This window comes from Nocardia amikacinitolerans NBRC 108937 (assembly GCF_001612615.1).
GTDB lineage: Bacteria > Actinomycetota > Actinomycetes > Mycobacteriales > Mycobacteriaceae > Nocardia > Nocardia amikacinitolerans.
Window position 1 is genome coordinate 132,479 of sequence record NZ_BDAU01000032.1, and the last position, 17,023, is coordinate 149,501.

At 69.5% G+C, this 17,023-nt stretch carries 13 protein-coding genes; 7 read left to right on the forward strand and 6 right to left on the reverse strand.

Annotated elements, in window-relative coordinates; genetic code table 11:
- Nucleotides 1-2 precede the first annotated feature (2 nt).
- The 3 genes from NAM01S_RS23875 to NAM01S_RS23885 all read left to right on the forward strand — a co-directional run bounded on the left by NAM01S_RS23875 (nucleotide 3) and on the right by NAM01S_RS23885 (nucleotide 2,826).
- Nucleotides 3-557 carry a cytochrome b gene (locus NAM01S_RS23875; RefSeq protein ID WP_067788803.1) on the forward strand — a complete coding sequence of 185 codons (555 nt, stop codon included), beginning with the start codon at nucleotides 3-5 and terminating at the stop codon, nucleotides 555-557.
- The gene (locus NAM01S_RS23880) at nucleotides 558-1,709 is read left to right on the forward strand and encodes an MFS transporter (RefSeq protein ID WP_067788805.1); all 1,152 of its coding nucleotides are present in this window, start codon (nucleotides 558-560) and stop codon (nucleotides 1,707-1,709) included.
- A 205-nt stretch (nucleotides 1,710-1,914) separates the two neighbouring features.
- A complete protein-coding gene (locus NAM01S_RS23885; RefSeq protein WP_372508145.1) occupies nucleotides 1,915-2,826 on the forward strand; it encodes an STAS domain-containing protein in 912 nt (303 codons plus the stop codon).
- 10 nt (nucleotides 2,827-2,836) lie between these two features.
- On the opposite strand, the gene NAM01S_RS23890 is transcribed toward NAM01S_RS23885, so the two are convergent.
- Nucleotides 2,837-5,299 carry an MFS transporter gene (locus NAM01S_RS23890; RefSeq protein WP_067788894.1) on the reverse strand — a complete coding sequence of 821 codons (2,463 nt, stop codon included), beginning with the start codon at nucleotides 5,297-5,299 and terminating at the stop codon, nucleotides 2,837-2,839.
- A gap of 402 nt (nucleotides 5,300-5,701) precedes the next feature.
- Here NAM01S_RS23890 and NAM01S_RS23895 point away from each other — a divergent pair, with 402 nt between their 5' ends.
- Nucleotides 5,702-7,000, forward strand: coding sequence for a diguanylate cyclase domain-containing protein (locus NAM01S_RS23895; protein WP_067788807.1), 1,299 nt, complete (start codon nucleotides 5,702-5,704; stop codon nucleotides 6,998-7,000).
- A gap of 151 nt (nucleotides 7,001-7,151) precedes the next feature.
- On the opposite strand, the gene NAM01S_RS23900 is transcribed toward NAM01S_RS23895, so the two are convergent.
- A complete protein-coding gene (locus NAM01S_RS23900; RefSeq protein WP_067788896.1) occupies nucleotides 7,152-8,390 on the reverse strand; it encodes a PucR family transcriptional regulator in 1,239 nt (412 codons plus the stop codon).
- A 245-nt stretch (nucleotides 8,391-8,635) separates the two neighbouring features.
- On the opposite strand from NAM01S_RS23900, the gene NAM01S_RS23905 reads away from it, so the two are divergent.
- Complete coding sequence (locus NAM01S_RS23905) at nucleotides 8,636-9,802, forward strand: esterase/lipase family protein (RefSeq protein ID WP_067788899.1); 1,167 nt, start codon at nucleotides 8,636-8,638, stop codon at nucleotides 9,800-9,802.
- Nucleotides 9,803-9,845: 43 nt separating this feature from the next.
- Here NAM01S_RS23905 and NAM01S_RS23910 read toward each other — a convergent pair whose 3' ends face one another.
- A complete protein-coding gene (locus tag NAM01S_RS23910; protein ID WP_067788810.1) occupies nucleotides 9,846-10,988 on the reverse strand; it encodes an acyl-CoA dehydrogenase family protein in 1,143 nt (380 codons plus the stop codon).
- Between the two features lie 103 nt (nucleotides 10,989-11,091).
- Between NAM01S_RS23910 and NAM01S_RS23915 the strand changes: the two genes are divergently transcribed.
- Together NAM01S_RS23915 and NAM01S_RS23920 are read left to right on the forward strand one after the other, a co-directional pair.
- Nucleotides 11,092-11,700 carry a TetR/AcrR family transcriptional regulator gene (locus tag NAM01S_RS23915; protein WP_067788814.1) on the forward strand — a complete coding sequence of 203 codons (609 nt, stop codon included), beginning with the start codon at nucleotides 11,092-11,094 and terminating at the stop codon, nucleotides 11,698-11,700.
- Between the two features lie 222 nt (nucleotides 11,701-11,922).
- Complete coding sequence (locus NAM01S_RS23920; RefSeq protein ID WP_084483227.1) at nucleotides 11,923-13,755, forward strand: GMC family oxidoreductase; 1,833 nt, start codon at nucleotides 11,923-11,925, stop codon at nucleotides 13,753-13,755.
- Nucleotides 13,756-13,786: 31 nt separating this feature from the next.
- On the opposite strand, the gene NAM01S_RS23925 is transcribed toward NAM01S_RS23920, so the two are convergent.
- The 3 genes from NAM01S_RS23925 to NAM01S_RS23935 form a co-directional block, all read right to left on the reverse strand.
- Nucleotides 13,787-15,472 (reverse strand): FAD-binding dehydrogenase, encoded by a 1,686-nt coding sequence (locus NAM01S_RS23925; protein ID WP_067788902.1) that lies wholly within the window; start codon nucleotides 15,470-15,472, stop codon nucleotides 13,787-13,789.
- 2 nt (nucleotides 15,473-15,474) lie between these two features.
- A complete protein-coding gene (locus NAM01S_RS23930) occupies nucleotides 15,475-16,107 on the reverse strand; it encodes a TetR/AcrR family transcriptional regulator (protein ID WP_067788816.1) in 633 nt (210 codons plus the stop codon).
- 99 nt (nucleotides 16,108-16,206) lie between these two features.
- Entirely contained in the window at nucleotides 16,207-16,902 is a 696-nt protein-coding gene (locus tag NAM01S_RS23935; protein ID WP_067788818.1) for a DUF8176 domain-containing protein, read from the reverse strand.
- Nucleotides 16,903-17,023 lie beyond the last annotated feature (121 nt).

Sequence of the window (17,023 nt, forward strand, 5' to 3'; positions counted from 1 at the left end):
CAATGACGCTCGGCGAACTCACCACCGACACAACCCGTTTCGGTATTACCGCCCGTATTCTGCACTGGCTCATGGCCGTTCTGATCCTGGCGATGGTCGGCATCGGCGCGGCGATGGTCGGCTATCTCGGCAACTACGGCCGGTTGCTGAGCTGGCACAAGACCATCGGCTTGGCGATCCTTGCGCTGGCCGTGATCCGCATCGCCTACCGCCTGCGGCGCAGGCCGCCACCGCAGATCGACACCATGTCCCGGCCGGAGCGGCTCGTCGCGACCGGCTCCGAGATCCTGATGTACGCGCTGTTTCTGCTCCAGCCGATCATCGGGTGGGCGCTGGTGTCGGCGTCCGGCGTCCCGATCCGCGTGCTCGGCGGCCTGCGTGTTCCCGCGATCGCCCCCGCCGACGCCGAGCTGTACGCGGTGTTGCGCACCGCGCACAGTGCGCTGGCCTACCTCTTGGTGTTCGCGCTGACCGCACATATCTGCGCGGTCCTGTTCCACGCGTTGGTCTTACGCGACGGGTTGCTTCGTCGCATGACCTTCCCGTACCGCCGCTAGATGAGTGGTGCGGTCCGGCCGGTCACCGGGATCGTCCTGGCCGGTGCGACCCTGCGGGCGCCGTTGACCTGCGTCGGACCGCTGGTACCGGCCATCGCCCACGACACCGGGCTGTCCGCCGCGACGGCGGGACTGCTCACCGCGCTGCCGCTGCTGGTTTTCGCGGCGGTGCCCGCGATGGTGCTGCACACCGTGCATCGCGGGGCCGAACAGCTCGTGCGGCTCGCCTTGGCCGCGCTGCTGCTGGGGATCGTGCTGCGCTCGATGCCCGGCTCGACGGGTCTGTTCGCCGGGACGGTGGTCATCGCGGCGGCGATCGGGTACGCCAACGTGCTGCTGCCCGCGATCGTCCGCGGCGCCGTCCCCGCCGCGCGGATCATGACGGTCACCGCGGGCTACGTGGCGGCGATGACCGCGGCGGCCGCCGTGTCGTCGGGGATCGCGGTGCCGCTGGCCGAAAACTTGCCCGGTGGATGGCGTTCCGCGCTCGCCGCCGCGGCGCTGCTGGTCGTCGTCGCACTACGGGCGTGGTCGACCACGGAGTCCATGCCGAAGCCGCCGCGGCCCGCGCCCCGCGTACCGATGCCGTGGAACTCCACGCTGGCCTGGCAGGTCAGCGTCTTCATGGGATTGCAGGCGCTGGGGTTCTACACCACCCTCGCGTGGCTGCCGAGCGTGCTGCACGACAACGGGACAGCACCGTGGGCAGCCGGATTCGCGCTGTTCACCGTCCAGATCCTCGGTCTGGCCGCCATCAACGCGATGCCGTGGCTGGCACGCACGGTCGCGGCCAAGCGGCGCCTCGCGGTGGCGGCCAGCGCGGTCGAGGCCACGGGGTTCCTGCTGCTGGCCCTCGCGCCCGGTGCGGCCCCGCTGGCGATCGGACTGCTCGGCATCGGGTCAGGGGCCTGCCTCGCCTCGGCAATGGTATTCCAGAGCGAACGCGCCGCCGACGCGGCCGCGGCCACCGCCCTCGCGGCCATGGCTCAAACCGTCGGCTTCGTTCTCGCCGCCCTCGGCCCGGTCCTGCTCGGCATCCTGCGCGACCACACCCGGAGCTGGGTCCCCGCGCTGCTCGCCCTCACCGCCGTCACCGTCGTGCAGGCGTTCACCGCGGCGCGGGCAGGACGCCCGGACACCGTGCGGCACTAGGCTTTCCGACATCGGTCCAGCGAGTCGCCTCGAATCTGCCCGAGCGGGTCGGCGCACCCACCGGCATCACCTCATGGCGCCGGCCGCCGCGCGAATTCGACACGGCGGGGACGGGAATCGTGCGTCGCCGACGAAACGCGGCGCACCGCACAGGTGAGGTATACGATTCGGCAGGCGCCGTGAAAGGCGCTCGGCTGCGGAATCGTTGGAGGACCACGTGTCCGATGTGTTCGACGCCGTCGTGACCGAACTCGGCGCGAACGGCGGCGGCGCGGGCTTGCTCTCGGAGCTGGTCCGGCACCTCAGGCAGAATCGGACGGCGCTGCGCGAGGAATGGGCGCGACTGATCACCGAGGCTCAGCTGCTGACCGCGATGACCGCCGAGGAGATGTTCTCCGAGGTCACCTCGGTCTACGACAACTACGTGGCGGTGCTGGAGACCGGTTCGGTCGAGGCGCTACAGGATTACGCGCGCGATTTGTCCGAGCGCATCATCCCGCGCGGAGTCGAGACCGACGAGGTCCTCGGCATCGTGCTGCTGCTGCGAGATGTGCTGGCGCGCTCGCTGTTCGAGAAGTACCAGTCCGATTTCGACCTGCTGAACCGAGTGCTGGACGCCTACGAGCCCGCGGCCAACCGCATCGCGAGCACGGTGGCGATCTCGTTCGTCGAGGAACGTGAGCGCATCATCCGCCAGCAGCAGGAAGCCATCCGGGAGCTGTCCACCCCGGTGCTCCAGGTGCGCGAGCAGCTGCTGATCCTGCCGATCATCGGCGTGCTGGACGGCCAACGCGCCCGCCAGCTGACCGAACAGCTGCTGCGCGCGATCAGGAACAACCGCGCCAAGGTCGTCGTCATCGACATCACCGGTGTGCCGACGATCGACTCCACCGTCGCCAACCACCTGGTCCAGACCGTCGACGCCTCCGGCCTGATGGGCGCCAGCGTGATCATCACCGGCCTGTCCTCGGAGATCGCGCTCACCCTGGTCACCATCGGCCTCGACCTGTCGAAGATGAACGCGGTCGGCGACCTCCAGGGCGGTATCGAGGAGGCCGAACGCCTGCTCGGCTACGAGGTGAGCCGCAGCGGCGAGCAGGCGGCGCCCGCGAACTGACCGGTCGCGCTCAGTTCTCGCCGTCGCGGCCGTAGCCGAGCCGCACGTCGTGCACGGCCTCGCCGCCCGACACCGTCACTCGGCTGGTCACCGGCGGATATCCGCGCGCGACAACTGTGTACTGCCCCTCCGGCAGATCGGGGACGACGTACCGGCCGTCGGCGTCAGTGCGCGCGGTGGCCGTCAGATCGCCCGCCATGTCCAGCAGCATGATCTGCACATCCGGCACAACGCGGCCGTCGGCCAGCGCCGATCCGGCGAGCACGGCGTTCGGTTCCATGTCGATGTCGTGGCGTAGCAGCCCGCTGTCCGGCACGGTGAGCGTGGTCGCGTGCGGGCGCATGTGCTCGGCGAGCGCGACCATCGTGTAGGTGCCGGAGACGACCCCGTGACAGACGTAGGCGCCGTCGTCCGCGGTGACCGTCGCGCCGACGACCTCGCCCTGTCGATCGGTCAGGGTCACGGTGGCGCCGCCGAGCGGTTTGCCGCTGCCCGACGATCTGACCGTTCCGGACACGGTGCCCGACCCCATCAGCTTCACGTCGAGTTCCTGGGGCCACGAGCCCGCGACGACGCTGACCGCGGTCGGCTGGTGCCCGGCCGCGGCCGCGATCAGCACGTAGGTGCTCGCGTCCGGCACATCGATGGAGTAACCGCCGTTGGCGTCGCCCACCGCCCGCGCGACCTGACGCCCGCTCTTGTCGATCAGCGTCAGCGCGGCGTCGGGCACCGGATGCCCGTCCTCGTGCTGGATGCGGCCGAACAGCGAACGGGATTCCGCCGCGGCGGCGAGCACCGGTTCCGGTTCGGAGAAGACCTCCGCCGCGCCCGCCCATACCTGCGACTCCGCCCAGCTCTTCGAGTTGTCCGCACCGTCCGGCCCCGGCTCGGGCACGATCGGATCGTCTTGCAGTGGAATCTCTTTCATGAGCATCAGCACAACGCCCGCGAGCACCGCGACCGCCGCCGCGACGTAGAACACGCCAGCCATCGCGTCGGTGAAGCCGATCAGGATCGGCGCGCGCAGGTCCGCGGGCATGGCGGCGAGTTCACCGGTGTCGCTTTGCAACTCGCCGAGCCGGGCGGTGTCGAAGCCCTCCGGCAGCTGCCCGCCGAAGGCGTCGACGATCCGGCCGGGCAGCAGATTGAACAGGATGGTCAGGAAGATCGCGACACCGAGCGTGCCGCCCATCTGACGGAAGAAGGTGGCGGCCGCGGTCGAGACGCCCATGTCGGTGCGCGGTCCCGCGTTCTGCGCGGCGATGATCAGCGTCTGCATGCACGCGCCGAGGCCGCAGCCGATCACCCCGCCGTACAACAGCGGCTCCCACAGCGGGCTGTCGTAGTGCACCCCGCCGTGCAACGCCGCGCCGAGCGCGATCAGGAAGCAGCCTGCCACCGGCAGGATCTTGTACCTGCCGGTGAGCTTGGTGACGATTCCGGCGATCTGCGCGCCGATCATGATGCCGACCACCAGCGGCAGCATCAGCAGGCCCGCCTTCGTCGGCGAATATCCGCGCACCACTTGGAAATACAGCGGCACGAGCACGATCGCGCCGAACATCGCGATGCCGACGATGAAGCCGCCGACGATGGACACGCTGAAGGTGGAGTTACGGAACAATCGCAGCGGGATCAGCGCCGCGTCCTTCATCAGGAACTCCACGAACACGAACAGCACCAAGCCGGCCGCGCCGACGCCGTAGCAGATCAGCGCCCGGTCCGAGGTCCAGCCCCATTCCCTGCCCTGTTCGGCGACGATCAGCAGCGGCACAACGCAAATGGTGAGCGTCAGCGCGCCGAACCAGTCGATGCGGTGCGGCTGGCGCTGATGCGGCACATCGAGCACCTTGGCGACCACCACGAACGCGAGCAGGCCGATGGGCACGTTCACCAGGAACACCCAACGCCAGCCCGCCAAGCCCGCGAGCTCGTCGTAGCCGGAGAACAGCCCGCCGAGCACCGGCCCGAGCACGGTGGAGGAACCGAACACCACCATGAAATAGCCTTGGTACCGGACCCTTTCGCGCGCGGGGACGATATCGCCGAGGATGGTGAACGCCAGTGACATCAGGCCGCCGGCGCCGAGTCCTTGGAACGCGCGGAACGCGGCGAGCTCGTACATCGAGGTGGCGAACGTGCACGCCACCGAGCCGGCCACGAACAGTCCGATGGCGATGAGGTACCACGGTTTACGGCCGTAGATGTCGGCGAGCTTGCCGTAGAGCGGCGTGGTGATGGTCGCGGTGATCAGATAAGCCGTTGTCGCCCAAGCCTGTTCGTCGAATCCGTGCAGGCTGTTCGCGATCGGCACGATCGCGACGCTGACGATGTTCTGGTCGAGCGCGGCGAGGAAGATGCCGAGCAGCAGGCCGGAGAGGATGGTGAGAATCTGCCGATGCGACAGTTGCGCGCCCGCCTCGGCCGCCAGGTCCGGCTTCGGCGCCGGAGCCTGGGTGGTCGTATTGGTCATGTAGATGCCCTGGTTCTGATCGTCCAACGGTTGCGATCTTGCGTTCGGAACAAAGCGCATCCGGCGGCCGCGAGCGACCGAGCCATGCGCCACAAGCGATCTGCGCTGTCGTACTGATAGATCAAGGGGATGCTGCGACCCGGCGAGCTTACCGGTGGGCCGCGTTGGCTCGGCATCGAGGCCGAAGGTCGCGCGTCCCTACCCGGGCGCGGCGATTGCTGTTCAGTAACCGCAGGCGGTATCCTTGACCTTCGATTCCAACGAGTCTCATAATCTCGCTCTCGGCTAGTGGATGGCAGCACCAAACCCCGTTCGGATCGGCAGGGTGGGCGATCGCCGGATCCGGCGGGTTCCAAGCAATGTGGACACCGACCGCGCGTCGTTCGTCGAACGGGGATTCGCATGGACGAGAACAAGACCATGGTGGGCGATCCGGAGCAGGTGGCCGAGCGGTACCGATCGCTGGTCGAACACTCCCCCGATGCCATTTGCGTACACGAAGGCGGCGTCGTCGTCTATCTCAATCCGGCCGGGGTTCGCCTACTGGCGGCCAGGTCCGCGGACGAGATCGTCGGGCGCCCGGTCAGCGACTTCGTCGCACCCGATTCGGTCGCCTCGACGCTGGCCCGAATAGAGGGTTCGCCCAGTACCGGCGACGCCTCGAAGCGGGCGGTCCTCACCTTGCTGCGCGCCGACGGGGCTCGCATCCCGGTGCAGACCGTCTCGGTGCTCACCATCTGGCAGGGCAGGCGCGCCTACCAGGTGGTGCTGCACGATCTGAGCGCCCAGCACGCGGCCGAGCAGGCCCAGCGCCGGGCCGAACAGCACTTCACCGCGATCGTCTCGCAACTGGAAGAGGGCGTCGTCGTGATAAGCAGGCAGGGCATGATCGAGTCGATCAACCCGGCCGCAGTGCGCATATTCGGTTGTCGCGGTGTACAACTCGTCGGCGCCAGGTTCGACGCGCTGCCGTTGCGCATGGTCGACAGCGACGGCGTTCCGCTGCCGCCCACCCGTCATCCGGTCGCGCGCACCATGGCGACCGGCGAGCCGGTCACCCGCTTCGTCTTCGGCGTGGACGGCACCGACCATCACCGCCGCTGGCTGGCGGGCAACTGCCGCCTGCTCGAGCCGACCGACCGGAGATCGCCGGTGGTCAGCTCGTTCACCGACATCACCGCCACCAGGGCAAGCCAGCGCGAATTGCAGTACCAGGCCACGCACGACGGGCTGACCGGGCTGCTGAACCGGCCCACCATCCTGTCCGATCTCGAGACCGCCCTCGCCCATCCCGCGGGCGGTCCGCTATCGGCGGTGCTGTTCGTCGACCTCGACGGGTTCAAGGCCATCAACGACTCGCACGGGCACGTGGCCGGCGACGTCGTGCTGCAAATCGTTGCCCAGCGGCTGCTGCGCGCGGTACGCCGCGGCGATCTTGTCGGCAGGCTCGGCGGCGACGAGTTCCTCGTCCTGCTCGGCGGGCACGAGCTCGGCCCGGAGGCGGTCATCCAGCGGCTCGCCGCCTCGGTGGCGGAACCTATTGTCGCCCAAGGACATCGGCTCGCGGTCCGGGCCTCGATCGGCGTCACGCTGATCGTGCCCGGCGATCCGCGCACCGCGACCGAGATCCTGCACGACGCCGACACCGCGATGTACCACCAGAAGGCGCACCCGATACAGCTGGACGCAGTCAACCAATAACCGCGCACGGGCGGAGGTACGCCCGGCAGGCGCTGCCGGACGGAGTCCGTCGATAGCCGCGTATGGCCGCAGCGAAGGCGGAGGTACGCCCACGCGGCTGGACGCAGTCAACCCAATAACCGCGCACGGCAGAGAGGAAGGCGGTGACCGGTCAGGCGGTGTCGTTCGCCGGGTAGAGCCGGTGGATGGTGAGCGCCGCGGCGAGCATCCGCGAGTTGGTGGGGTCGGCGGGATCGATGCCGGTCAGCTCGGCGATGCGGCGCAGCCGATAACTGAACGTGTTCGGGTGCACGTGCAGGCGCGCGGCGGCGGCCTTGCGGTCCGAGCCGTACTCCAGGTGCGCCTCCAGCGCCTCGAGCAGGTGCGGGTTGTTCAGCAGCGGGGCGATGCGCTGGGCGAGCCGGTCGCGCGCCGGGCCCGGCCTGGTGAGCTGGTACTCGAGCAGCAGGTCGTCGAGGTGGTAGCGGCCGGTCGGGCGGTTGAGCAACCGGGCGAGGGTCGCCACCTCGGCCGCCTGTTCCGCGGAGCCGGGGAGATCCGCACGCGGCACGCCGCGGGACTCGGCCAGATACACCGGGGTGCCGAACTGCTCGGCGAGTTCCGTGGCGAGGCCCCGATGGCGCGCGGCATCGGGGGCGATGGACTCGGAGTGGTTGGGCAGCAACGCGATTCCGGTTCCGCCGTCGAAGGTGACCAGCGCGGTGCCGTTGCTGAGCGCGTCCAGCGTGCGGTGCAGGATGCGAATGCGGCGGCGGGCGAGCAGGTCGGCGACCGAGTTGTACTGGTCGTCCGGGCGCAGATGGATGGCGAGAACGGTGTAGCGGTCGGTCAGCGGCGTGTCCGCACGGGCGGCGAGCTCGTCGGCGGGTTGGCCGCGCAGCAGGGCGGCGCACAGTTCGCGGCGCGCCTCGCGTTCGGCGTTGTAGATGGACTGCTCGACCTCGGTGTAGGTCTCCACGACGGTGATGTTGATGTTCATGAGCAGGTCGAGCAGCCGCGAGACGACGACGATCAGTTCGTCCTTCTCGTCGATCCTGGCGAGCGCGGCGGCCTCGGCGAGCACCGACTGCGCGGAGCCGTGGATGGCCTCGATCAGGATCGCCAGCGGAAAACGGTCCTCGGCGTGCCGCTCGGCGACCGGCACCACGAACGCGGCGACCTCGGCCCTGCTGAACGCGCGCTCCTCCCCGATGGCCTGGAGCACGGCGCGCCCGCAGGCGTAGATGGTGGGCAGTACCTCGGCGGTGAAATGACCCGCGGGCAGCTCGGCGGCGGGCGGTGTGGCGCCGAGACCGGCGGCGAGCATCCGCTCGGAGATCTGAGGCCACCTGGTCAGCAAACGGGCCACCAGTGGGAGGTCCCCGGTCACCGGGGGTGAAGCGACAGCCATGGGCCGATTGTTGCCGACGACAGGGTTGACGACAACGCGTCGGTCGCGACCGCCAAGAACTTTGTCACCGACGACAACGGGCTCCGGATTTTCTTCGTCCAGCCGTGCAGTGACGACCTGGACCATTCGGTATTGAATTTTCAGTACCGCCACCGCGAGATGGCGCGCGTCACAGCTGATACCCAATTGTGTTCTGCGCCATATCGATTTCGGGGGGCGCAACGTAGCGGATGGGAAGTACGGAAATGTTTGCAACGAAGCAACGAGGCATACGCGCGCTCGCCTGCGCCGCGCTGATCGCGGGCTTGGCGCTGGCGCAGGGATCGGCCGCGGGGGTGACGTTCGCCGACCCGGCCGTGGAGGGGAGTGCCGAGTCCGCCGCCGCCCAGGCGCTGGCCGACGCGATCACCGCCGGGCTGCTGCCAGCGGCCGACGGACGGCAGCCGAAGGCGATCGTGGACACCGGCAGCGGCGGTTCCGGTTGGGCCAAGAGCACCGCTTCGGCAGCCGTCGGGGAGGGCCCGGAGATGTCCGCGGCGCTCGCCGCGTTCGCCTACGGCCTCACAAATCCCGACGCCGCGCCGCCCGGCGCCAACCGGTGGGACTGCAAGCCGAGCGCCGCGCATCCTCGCCCGGTGGTGCTGCTGCACGGCACCTGGCTCAACGCCTACGACACCTTCGCCTACATGTCGCCGCGACTGGCCAAGGCGGGCTACTGCGTCTTCGGCTTCAACTACGGCCGCTCCGGGCTGATGGAGGGCGGCGGCATCGGCACCGTCCTGCCCGGCCGTTTCGGCGTCGGCCCGATGGAGGAGTCCTCGCGCCAGCTCGCCGAATTCGTCGAGCAGGTGCGCGCGGCGACCGGTTCGGAGAAGGTCGACATCATCGGGCACTCGCAGGGCGGCACGGTCGCCAACCGGTACCTGAAGTTCGACGGCGGCGAGGGCAAGGTCGACAAGCTGATCACCTTCGGCGCCACCCACCACGGCACCTCGCTGATGGGCATCGCCGCGCTTGGCCGCGCGATCAACAACCTCGGCGTCAACATCCTGGGCTTCTACGAGCCCATCGTCGGGCTCTCCAACATTCAGCAGGCCGTCGGCTCCGCGTTCTACGCGACGCTGAACGCCAACGGCGACACCGTCCCCGGCGTGGCCTACACCGCGGTCGGCTCGCGCTACGACGAGGTCACCAACCCCTACGACTGGACCTTCCTGCGCCCAGGCCCGGACGCGACGGTCGACAACATCACCCTCCAGGCGGGTTGCGAGCAGGACGTCTCCGACCACCTGACCATGATGTACTCGCCCCGCTCCACCTCGATCGCGCTGCGCGCACTCGACCCGACCGTCCCGACGGAACTGGCGTGCACCTTCAACCCCTGGCTGATCGGCGGCGGTGGCAGTCTCTGAGGCGACGCCGAGTTGGGTTGGCGCCCTCGGTATCCGGCTCGGCTCAGGCTCCGGCCAGATCCCTGGCGATGACCAGGCGCTGAATCTGGTTGGTGCCCTCGAAGATCTGGGTGATCTTGGCCTCGCGCATGTAGCGCTCGACCGGGAAGTCCTGGGTGTAGCCGTAGCCGCCGAAGACCTGCACCGCGTCGGTGGTGACCTTCATGGCGGCGTCGGTGGCGACCAGCTTCGCGACGCTGGCCTGCCGCGAGTAGGGCAGGCCGGCGTCGCGGCGGCGGGCGGCGTCGAGGTAGGTGGCGCGGGCGGAGTCCACGGCGGCGGCCATGTCGGCGAGGACGAAGCCGAGACCCTGGTGGTCGATGATGCGGCGGCCGAACGCCTCGCGTTCCTTGGCGTAGGCCACCGCGTCGTCCAAGGCGCGCTGCGCGAGGCCGGTCGCCACGGCGGCGATGCCGAGACGTCCGGAATCCAAGGCGCTGAACGCGATCGACAGACCTTGGCCTTCGGCGCCGATGAGCCGCTCGGCGGGCAGGAACGCGCCGTCGTAGGCAGCGGTGGTGGTGGGCACCGCCCGCAGGCCCATCTTCTCCTCGGGTTTGCCGAAGCTCAGGCCCTCGGTGTCGGCGGGAACCAGGAAGCAGGAGACGCCGCGCGATCCTTCGCCGGTGCGCGCGAACAGGGTGTAGTAGTCCGCCCGCCCGCCGTTGGTGATCCAGGATTTCGTGCCGTCGATCCGGTACCCGCCCTCGGCCGCGGTGGCCTTGCAGCGCAGCGCCGCCGCGTCGGAACCGGCGTGCGCCTCGGAGAGGCTGTACGCGCCGATCATGGTGCCGGACAACATCTCCGGCAGCCATCGCCGCTGCTGTTCGGGCGTGCCGAAGACGAAGAGCGGGTGGCAGGAGAGGCTGTGCACGCTGACCGCCACCGCGACCGCGGCCCACCGCGCGGCCAGCTCCTCCAGCACCTGCAGGTACACCTCGTAGGGCTGACCACCGCCGCCGAACTCCTCGGGGTACGGCAGGCTGAGCAGCCCGGCCGCGCCGAGCGCGCGGAACGCCTCCTCCGGGTACTTCTCCTGCTTCTCGAACTCCGCCGCGTTCGGCTCGAGCACCTTGTCGGCGATCTCCCTGGTGAGCTCGATCAGATCGCGCGCTTCCTCGGTGGGCAGCAGTCGGTCGACAGGCATCTCATCATCTCCGCGGCGGGGGTGGTCGGCTTGCCAACACATTATGGCCAACATCCAATTGCATGCAAGGCAGCATGTACTTTCCGGCCGTTATACTGCACGAATGGTTTCCGATCTGCCGCCGAACAAGCACCAGGAGAAGAGTCTGCGGACCCGCGCGCAGCTGCTTGACGCGGCGATCGACAGCCTCGCCGAGGTGGGCTACGGCGGCGCCTCCATCGCCGACATCACCGCGCGCGCCGGCGTCACCCGCGGCGCCCAGCTGCACCACTTCCACACCCGCCATGAGCTGTTCGCCCAGACCATCGGGCATCTCACCGAGCGCCAGCGCCAGGCGCTGCACCGCAAGCTGCGCACGCTGCCCGCGAACTCCGCCGCGGGAGCCGTGCTCGTCGAGCTGGTCACCGCCACCTTCGCGGGCAAACTCGGCCGCGCCTGCGTCGAGCTCTACGTCGGCATCGCCAACGACCGCGAGCTGCGCCGCGAGATGCTGCGCGTGCAGCACGATCTCACCGTCGAACTGCTCGACCGCTGTGCCGAACTCATCGGCCGGGAAATCCCCCGCGCCCGCCTCGACTCCGCCTTCTGGCTCACCATCAACCTGGTGCGCGGCGCGACCCTCGACGAGATGGTCGGTCGCGACCGCGCCCGCCGCAAACAAGTGCTCGCCGACTGGACCGAGCTCGCCGAAGTGGCCCTGCGCCGGATTTAGCGCGGAACCACTCGGGTGCGGTCGCGGCCGCCACAACCACTTGGCTCGACGACAACCCTGACCGGCCGAGAAGCCGACCGCTCCACGCGCTGCCCGGCTGACCTGCGCGGACCACCCAGTGGCCGGAAATGTCGATTTCTTGGCCGCAGGTCTGTCCTGTCATGGGGTCGCCCGCTCCTAGCGTTGTTCCACGACATCGGCGGGAGCGGAAGGCGTAGGTCCATGACATTCGACTACGACGTGGTGGTCGTCGGCTCGGGGTTCGGCGGCAGCGTGACGGCGCTGCGGCTGACCGAGAAGGGGTACCGGGTCGGCGTGCTGGAAGCGGGTCGCCGCTTCACCGACGAGGAGTTCGCCGAAACCTCTTGGCGGCTGCGGAAATACCTGTGGGCACCGCGCCTCGGCTGCTACGGCATCCAGCGCCTGGCGCTGCTGAAGGACACTTTCGTGATGGCGGGCGCTGGCGTCGGCGGCGGCTCGCTCGTCTACGCGAACACCCTCTACGAACCCCCGGAACGGTTCTTCACCGACCGGCAGTGGGGTCACATCACCGATTGGCGCGCGGAACTCGCGCCGCACTACGACCAGGCAAAGCGGATGCTCGGCGTGACGACCAACCCCGCGACGACCCAGTCCGACCGGGTGCTGCGCGAGGTCGCCGAGGATCTGGGCGTCGCCGACTCCTACCGCAGGACGCCGGTCGGCGTCTTCTTCGGCGGCCCCGGCGTCCGGCCGGGACAGGACGTGCCGGACCCGTTCTTCGGCGGCGTCGGTCCGGACCGGCGGGCCTGCACGCACTGCGGCGAGTGCATGACCGGCTGCCGCCACAACGCGAAGAACACCCTGGTCAAGAACTACCTGTATCTGGCCGAAAAGTTCGGTGCCACAGTGCATCCGCTGACCACGGTGACCGACGTGCGACCGCGCGAGGGCGGCGGCTTCACGATCACCACGCAGCGCACCGGCCGCACCGCGCGCAAGCGGCGCCGCGAGTTCACCGCCCAGCACGTGGTCTTCTCCGCCGCCGCGCTCGGCACCCAGCGCCTGCTGCACCGGCTGCGCGACACCGGCTCGCTGCCCGCGATCTCCGACATGCTCGGGCAGCTCTCGCGCACCAACTCCGAGGAACTGCTCGGCGCCCGCAGCCGCCGCGCCGACGCCGATTTCACCAAGGGCGTCGCCATCACCTCCTCCATCCACCCCGACGCGGACACTCACGTCGAACCGGTGCGCTACGGCAAAGGCAGCAACGCACTCGCCATCATGGCGACGGTGATGGTCAGCGGCGACACCCCGCGGTTCGGGCTGTGGCTGCGCGCGCTGTGGCGCGGCCGTCGCGACGTGCTGCGAGCGCACAACCCGCGGCACTGGTCCGAGCAGACGATCGGCCTGCTCGTAATGCAGTCGGTGGACAACTCCATCACCACCTACACCAAGCGCGGTTGGTTCGGGCGCCGCACGATGACCACGAAACAGGGTGCGGGCCAGCCGAATCCGAGCTGGGTGCCCGCCGGGCACGAGGTGGCGCGCGGGGTGGCGGACAAGATCGACGGCTTCCCCATCGGCACCACCTCCGGCGTCCTGAACATCCCGATGACCGGGCACTTCATCGGCGGCTGCGTGATCGGCGACTCGGCCGAGACCGGCGTCGTCGATCCGTACCACCGGCTCTACGGTCATCCCGGCCTGCACGTCATCGACGGTTCGACGATCTCGGCGAACCTCGGGGTCAACCCGTCGCTGACCATCACCGCGCAGGCCGAACGCGCGGTTTCGTTGTGGCCCAACAAAGGTGAGGCCGATCCGCGGCCTGCGCTCGGCGCACCGTACCGGCGGCTCGATCCGATCCCGCCGCGTCGTCCGATCGTCCCACCGAACGCGCCTGCGGCGCTGTGTCGTTCGACCGCCGAGACGGCACCGGGCTTTTCGACCGATACCGCGGCGCCGGGCATTGCGACCGATACCGCGGCACCGGGCCGTGCGACCGATACCGCGGCACCGGATCTTCCGACCGCGACCTCGGCACGGCGGCTACCGATCGAGCCGGTGCGCTGACCCGCACCGGCGACCGGAACCTCGCCGAACGTCAGGCGAGCTTCTTCGCGAGTGCGCGACCCGCGGCGCGACCCGAGAAGATGCAGCCGCCGAGGAAGGTGCCTTCCAGCGCGTTGTAGCCGTGCACACCGCCGCCGCCGAACCCGGCGACCTCGCCTGCGGCGTACAGGCCGGGCAGCGGGGTGCCGTCGGGTCGCATCACCTGCGAGTCGAGGTTGGTCTGCAAGCCGCCGAGGGTCTTTCGGGTGAGGATGTTCAGCCGGACCGCGATCAGCGGACCCGCTTCGGGGTCGAGGATGCGGTGCGGCTTGGCGACCCGGCCCGCCTTGTCCCCGAAGTACTGGCGCGCGTTGGTGATCGCCATCAGCTGCGCGTCCTTGCTGTACTTGTTGTCGATCTCCCGGTCACGGGCGACGATCTGCCGCTCCAGGTCGTCGTGGTCGAGCTGGGGTCCGCGCGCGATCTTGTTCATGCCGTCGACCAGCTCGCGCAGCGTGTCGGCGACGACGAAATCGACGCCGTGCTGTTTGAACGCCTCCACCGGGCCTGGCGCGCCCTTGGCCACCCGACTCTTCAGGGTGAGTTTGAGGTCCTTACCGGTGATGTCGGGGTTCTGCTCGGAACCCGACAGCGCGAACTCCTTCTCGATGATCGACTGGGTCAGCACGAACCAGGAGTAGTCGTAGCCGCTCGCCAGGATCGCTTTCATCGTGGTGTTGGTGTCGAAACCGGGGAAACACGGTGCGGGCAAACGCTTTCCGTTGGCGTCGAACCACAGCGAGGACGGCCCCGGAATGATGCGGATGGCGTGGTCGGGCCAGATCGGGTCCCAGTTGTGGATGCCCTCGGTGTAGTGCCACATGCGATCCCGGTTCACGATCGCGCCGCCCGCGCTCTCCGAGATGGCCAGCATGCGACCGTCGACGTGCGCGGGAACACCGGAGATGAGCGTCTCCGGGCATGGCCCGAGCCGCTCGGTGGGCCAGTTGCGCCGGATCATCTCGTGGTTGTGACCGATGCCGCCGGAGGTCACCACGACCGCCTCGGCCCGAAACTCGAACTCCCCCACGGCTATCCGCGACGACGCTTTGCCGCGCTCCAGATCGGTGTCCTCCAGGACAGTGCCGCGCACGCCGACCACCGCGCCGTCCTCGACGATCAGCTCGTCCACCCGGTGCCGGAAACTGAAGCCGACCAGCCCGCGCCGCTCGCCCTCGAGCACCGGCTCCTGGAAGACCCGCACGACCTCGGGACCGGTGCCCCAGGTGAGGTGGAAGCGCGGCACCGAATTGCCGTGGCCGTCGGCGGCCGCGCCGCCGCGCTCGGCCCAGCCGACCAGCGGAGTCACCCGCAAACCCAAGGCGCGCAGGTAGTCCCGCTTCTCGGTGGCCGCGAAGCGCACATACGCTTCGGCCCACTGACGCGCCCAGAGGTCCTCGTCGTCGCGATCGAATCCCGCCGAGCCGAGCCAATCCTGCAGTGCCAGTTCGTAGGAGTCCTTGATGCCGAGGCGCCGCTGCTCCGGGCTGTCCACGAAGAACAGCCCGCCGAGCGACCAGAACGCCTGCCCGCCGAGGTTGTTGCGGTTCTCCTGGTCGAGCAGGTGCACCTTGCGACCCGCCTTGACCAGCTCGTGGGCGGCGACCAGGCCGGCGAGGCCCGCGCCGACCACGATCACATCGGCCTCGCGCGCGAATTCGGGACTGCAGTTGGTCATGTTCATCCTTCGATTGGCGTGCTGTAGGCCAGCACGACGTGACAGAAGAGGTCGGTGCGCCGCCGCAGGGCGGTGCGGCTGCGCGGTTCCATCAGCACCTGCACCGCGGTGCCGTCGTGCACGGCCACCATGGCCTGGCCGAGCGCCTCCGGGTCGGGGACGCCGCGCCCGACCCGGCCGAGCGCGGTCACCACGGTCGGCATCAGCGCCGCGACGATCGCCTCCTCGCGGGCGGCCATCACCCGGCGCAACGTCGGCGTGCGCAGGGCGTGGCTGGTGAACTCGGCGGTGATCCGGTACCACGCCTCGTCCAGCGGGACCGCGCGCAGCAGCCGGTCCACCGCGTCGCGGAGGTCGGCGATGCCCTCGACGGAGATGTCGTCGAGGGCGGTGCGGACATCGGCGAGCATCGCGGCCGAGCGTTCCTCCCACATAGCGAGGAAAAGCTCGTCGAGCGAGGTGAAGTTCGAGTAGAAGGCGCCGCGGGTGAATCCCGCGCGCTCGCAGACCCGCTCGACCGTTGCCCTGCCGAACCCGTCCTCGGCGAAGACCTCGTAGGCGGCGGTGAGCAGGCGTTTGCGGGTCGCGGCCCGTCTGCGGGTGGCAGGGCGCGCCCCCGCGGTGGACGGCGCCATCGTCGACTCCTCTCGCCCCGGTTCGATACACCGGCGTATTCGATACAGGAATGTATCAGGACTCGGGCGCGCCGAAACCCGAAACGGCGGAGAAACGGGTTACCGGTCCGGCGGGGCGATCTTGCTGATCAGGACGTCCCCGTCGCGCGGGGTCACGGTGACGAACTGGCGATAGGTGCGCACCGCCGCGTCGGGGCGGGTCTCGGTGATCACCACGTCGAAGCGGCCGTCCGGCAGCGGCAGCACCAGTACGCAGTGGCTGGTTCCCACGGGAACCGAGGCGATGCCCGCGTCGATGACGTCGATGCGCGACACCGCCGCGTCGGGCGTGGTCGCCGCGCGCGCCGCGACACCGGACTTGGTCACGTAGTAGGCGTGCTGGAAGGCGAGGATCGCGTCGGGTCCGCTGGCCAGCGAGCCGGTGCCGTTGCCGCGCACCAACTGGTCGGATCGGGTCGGCTCACAGCCGGGTCCGCCGCCGAGCACCGGGTCGGCGACCGTGGCGGACTGGCGCGGTTCGGTCACCTCCGCGGCGTACACAAGCACCACCGCCACCGCGGCGAGCGACGCGCCGACGGTCGCGCCGCCGACGAGCCAGGGGCGCCGCCGGTTTCGCGGTCGCCCGCGCCGCGGCGAACGCTTGCCCTGCTGCCTCCGGAGCGGCTGGCCGACCTGCTGCGGCGGGATCATGCCCGGCCACAGCGGCGTCGTCGCCGCTTCCCTGCCCCTGCCACGGCGCAGCGCACCGCGACGCGCGACAGTGCGGCTGCCGAGATCGAACGCGTTCGACGCCATGACTCCGCCGCACCCTCCGTATCAATGCCATTGCGCAATAACAAGATTGCACATTTGCGCCGAAGATGACGGATGAATGGCGCAGAGCGGCAGAAGACCACACGGCATAATGTCGCCCGGG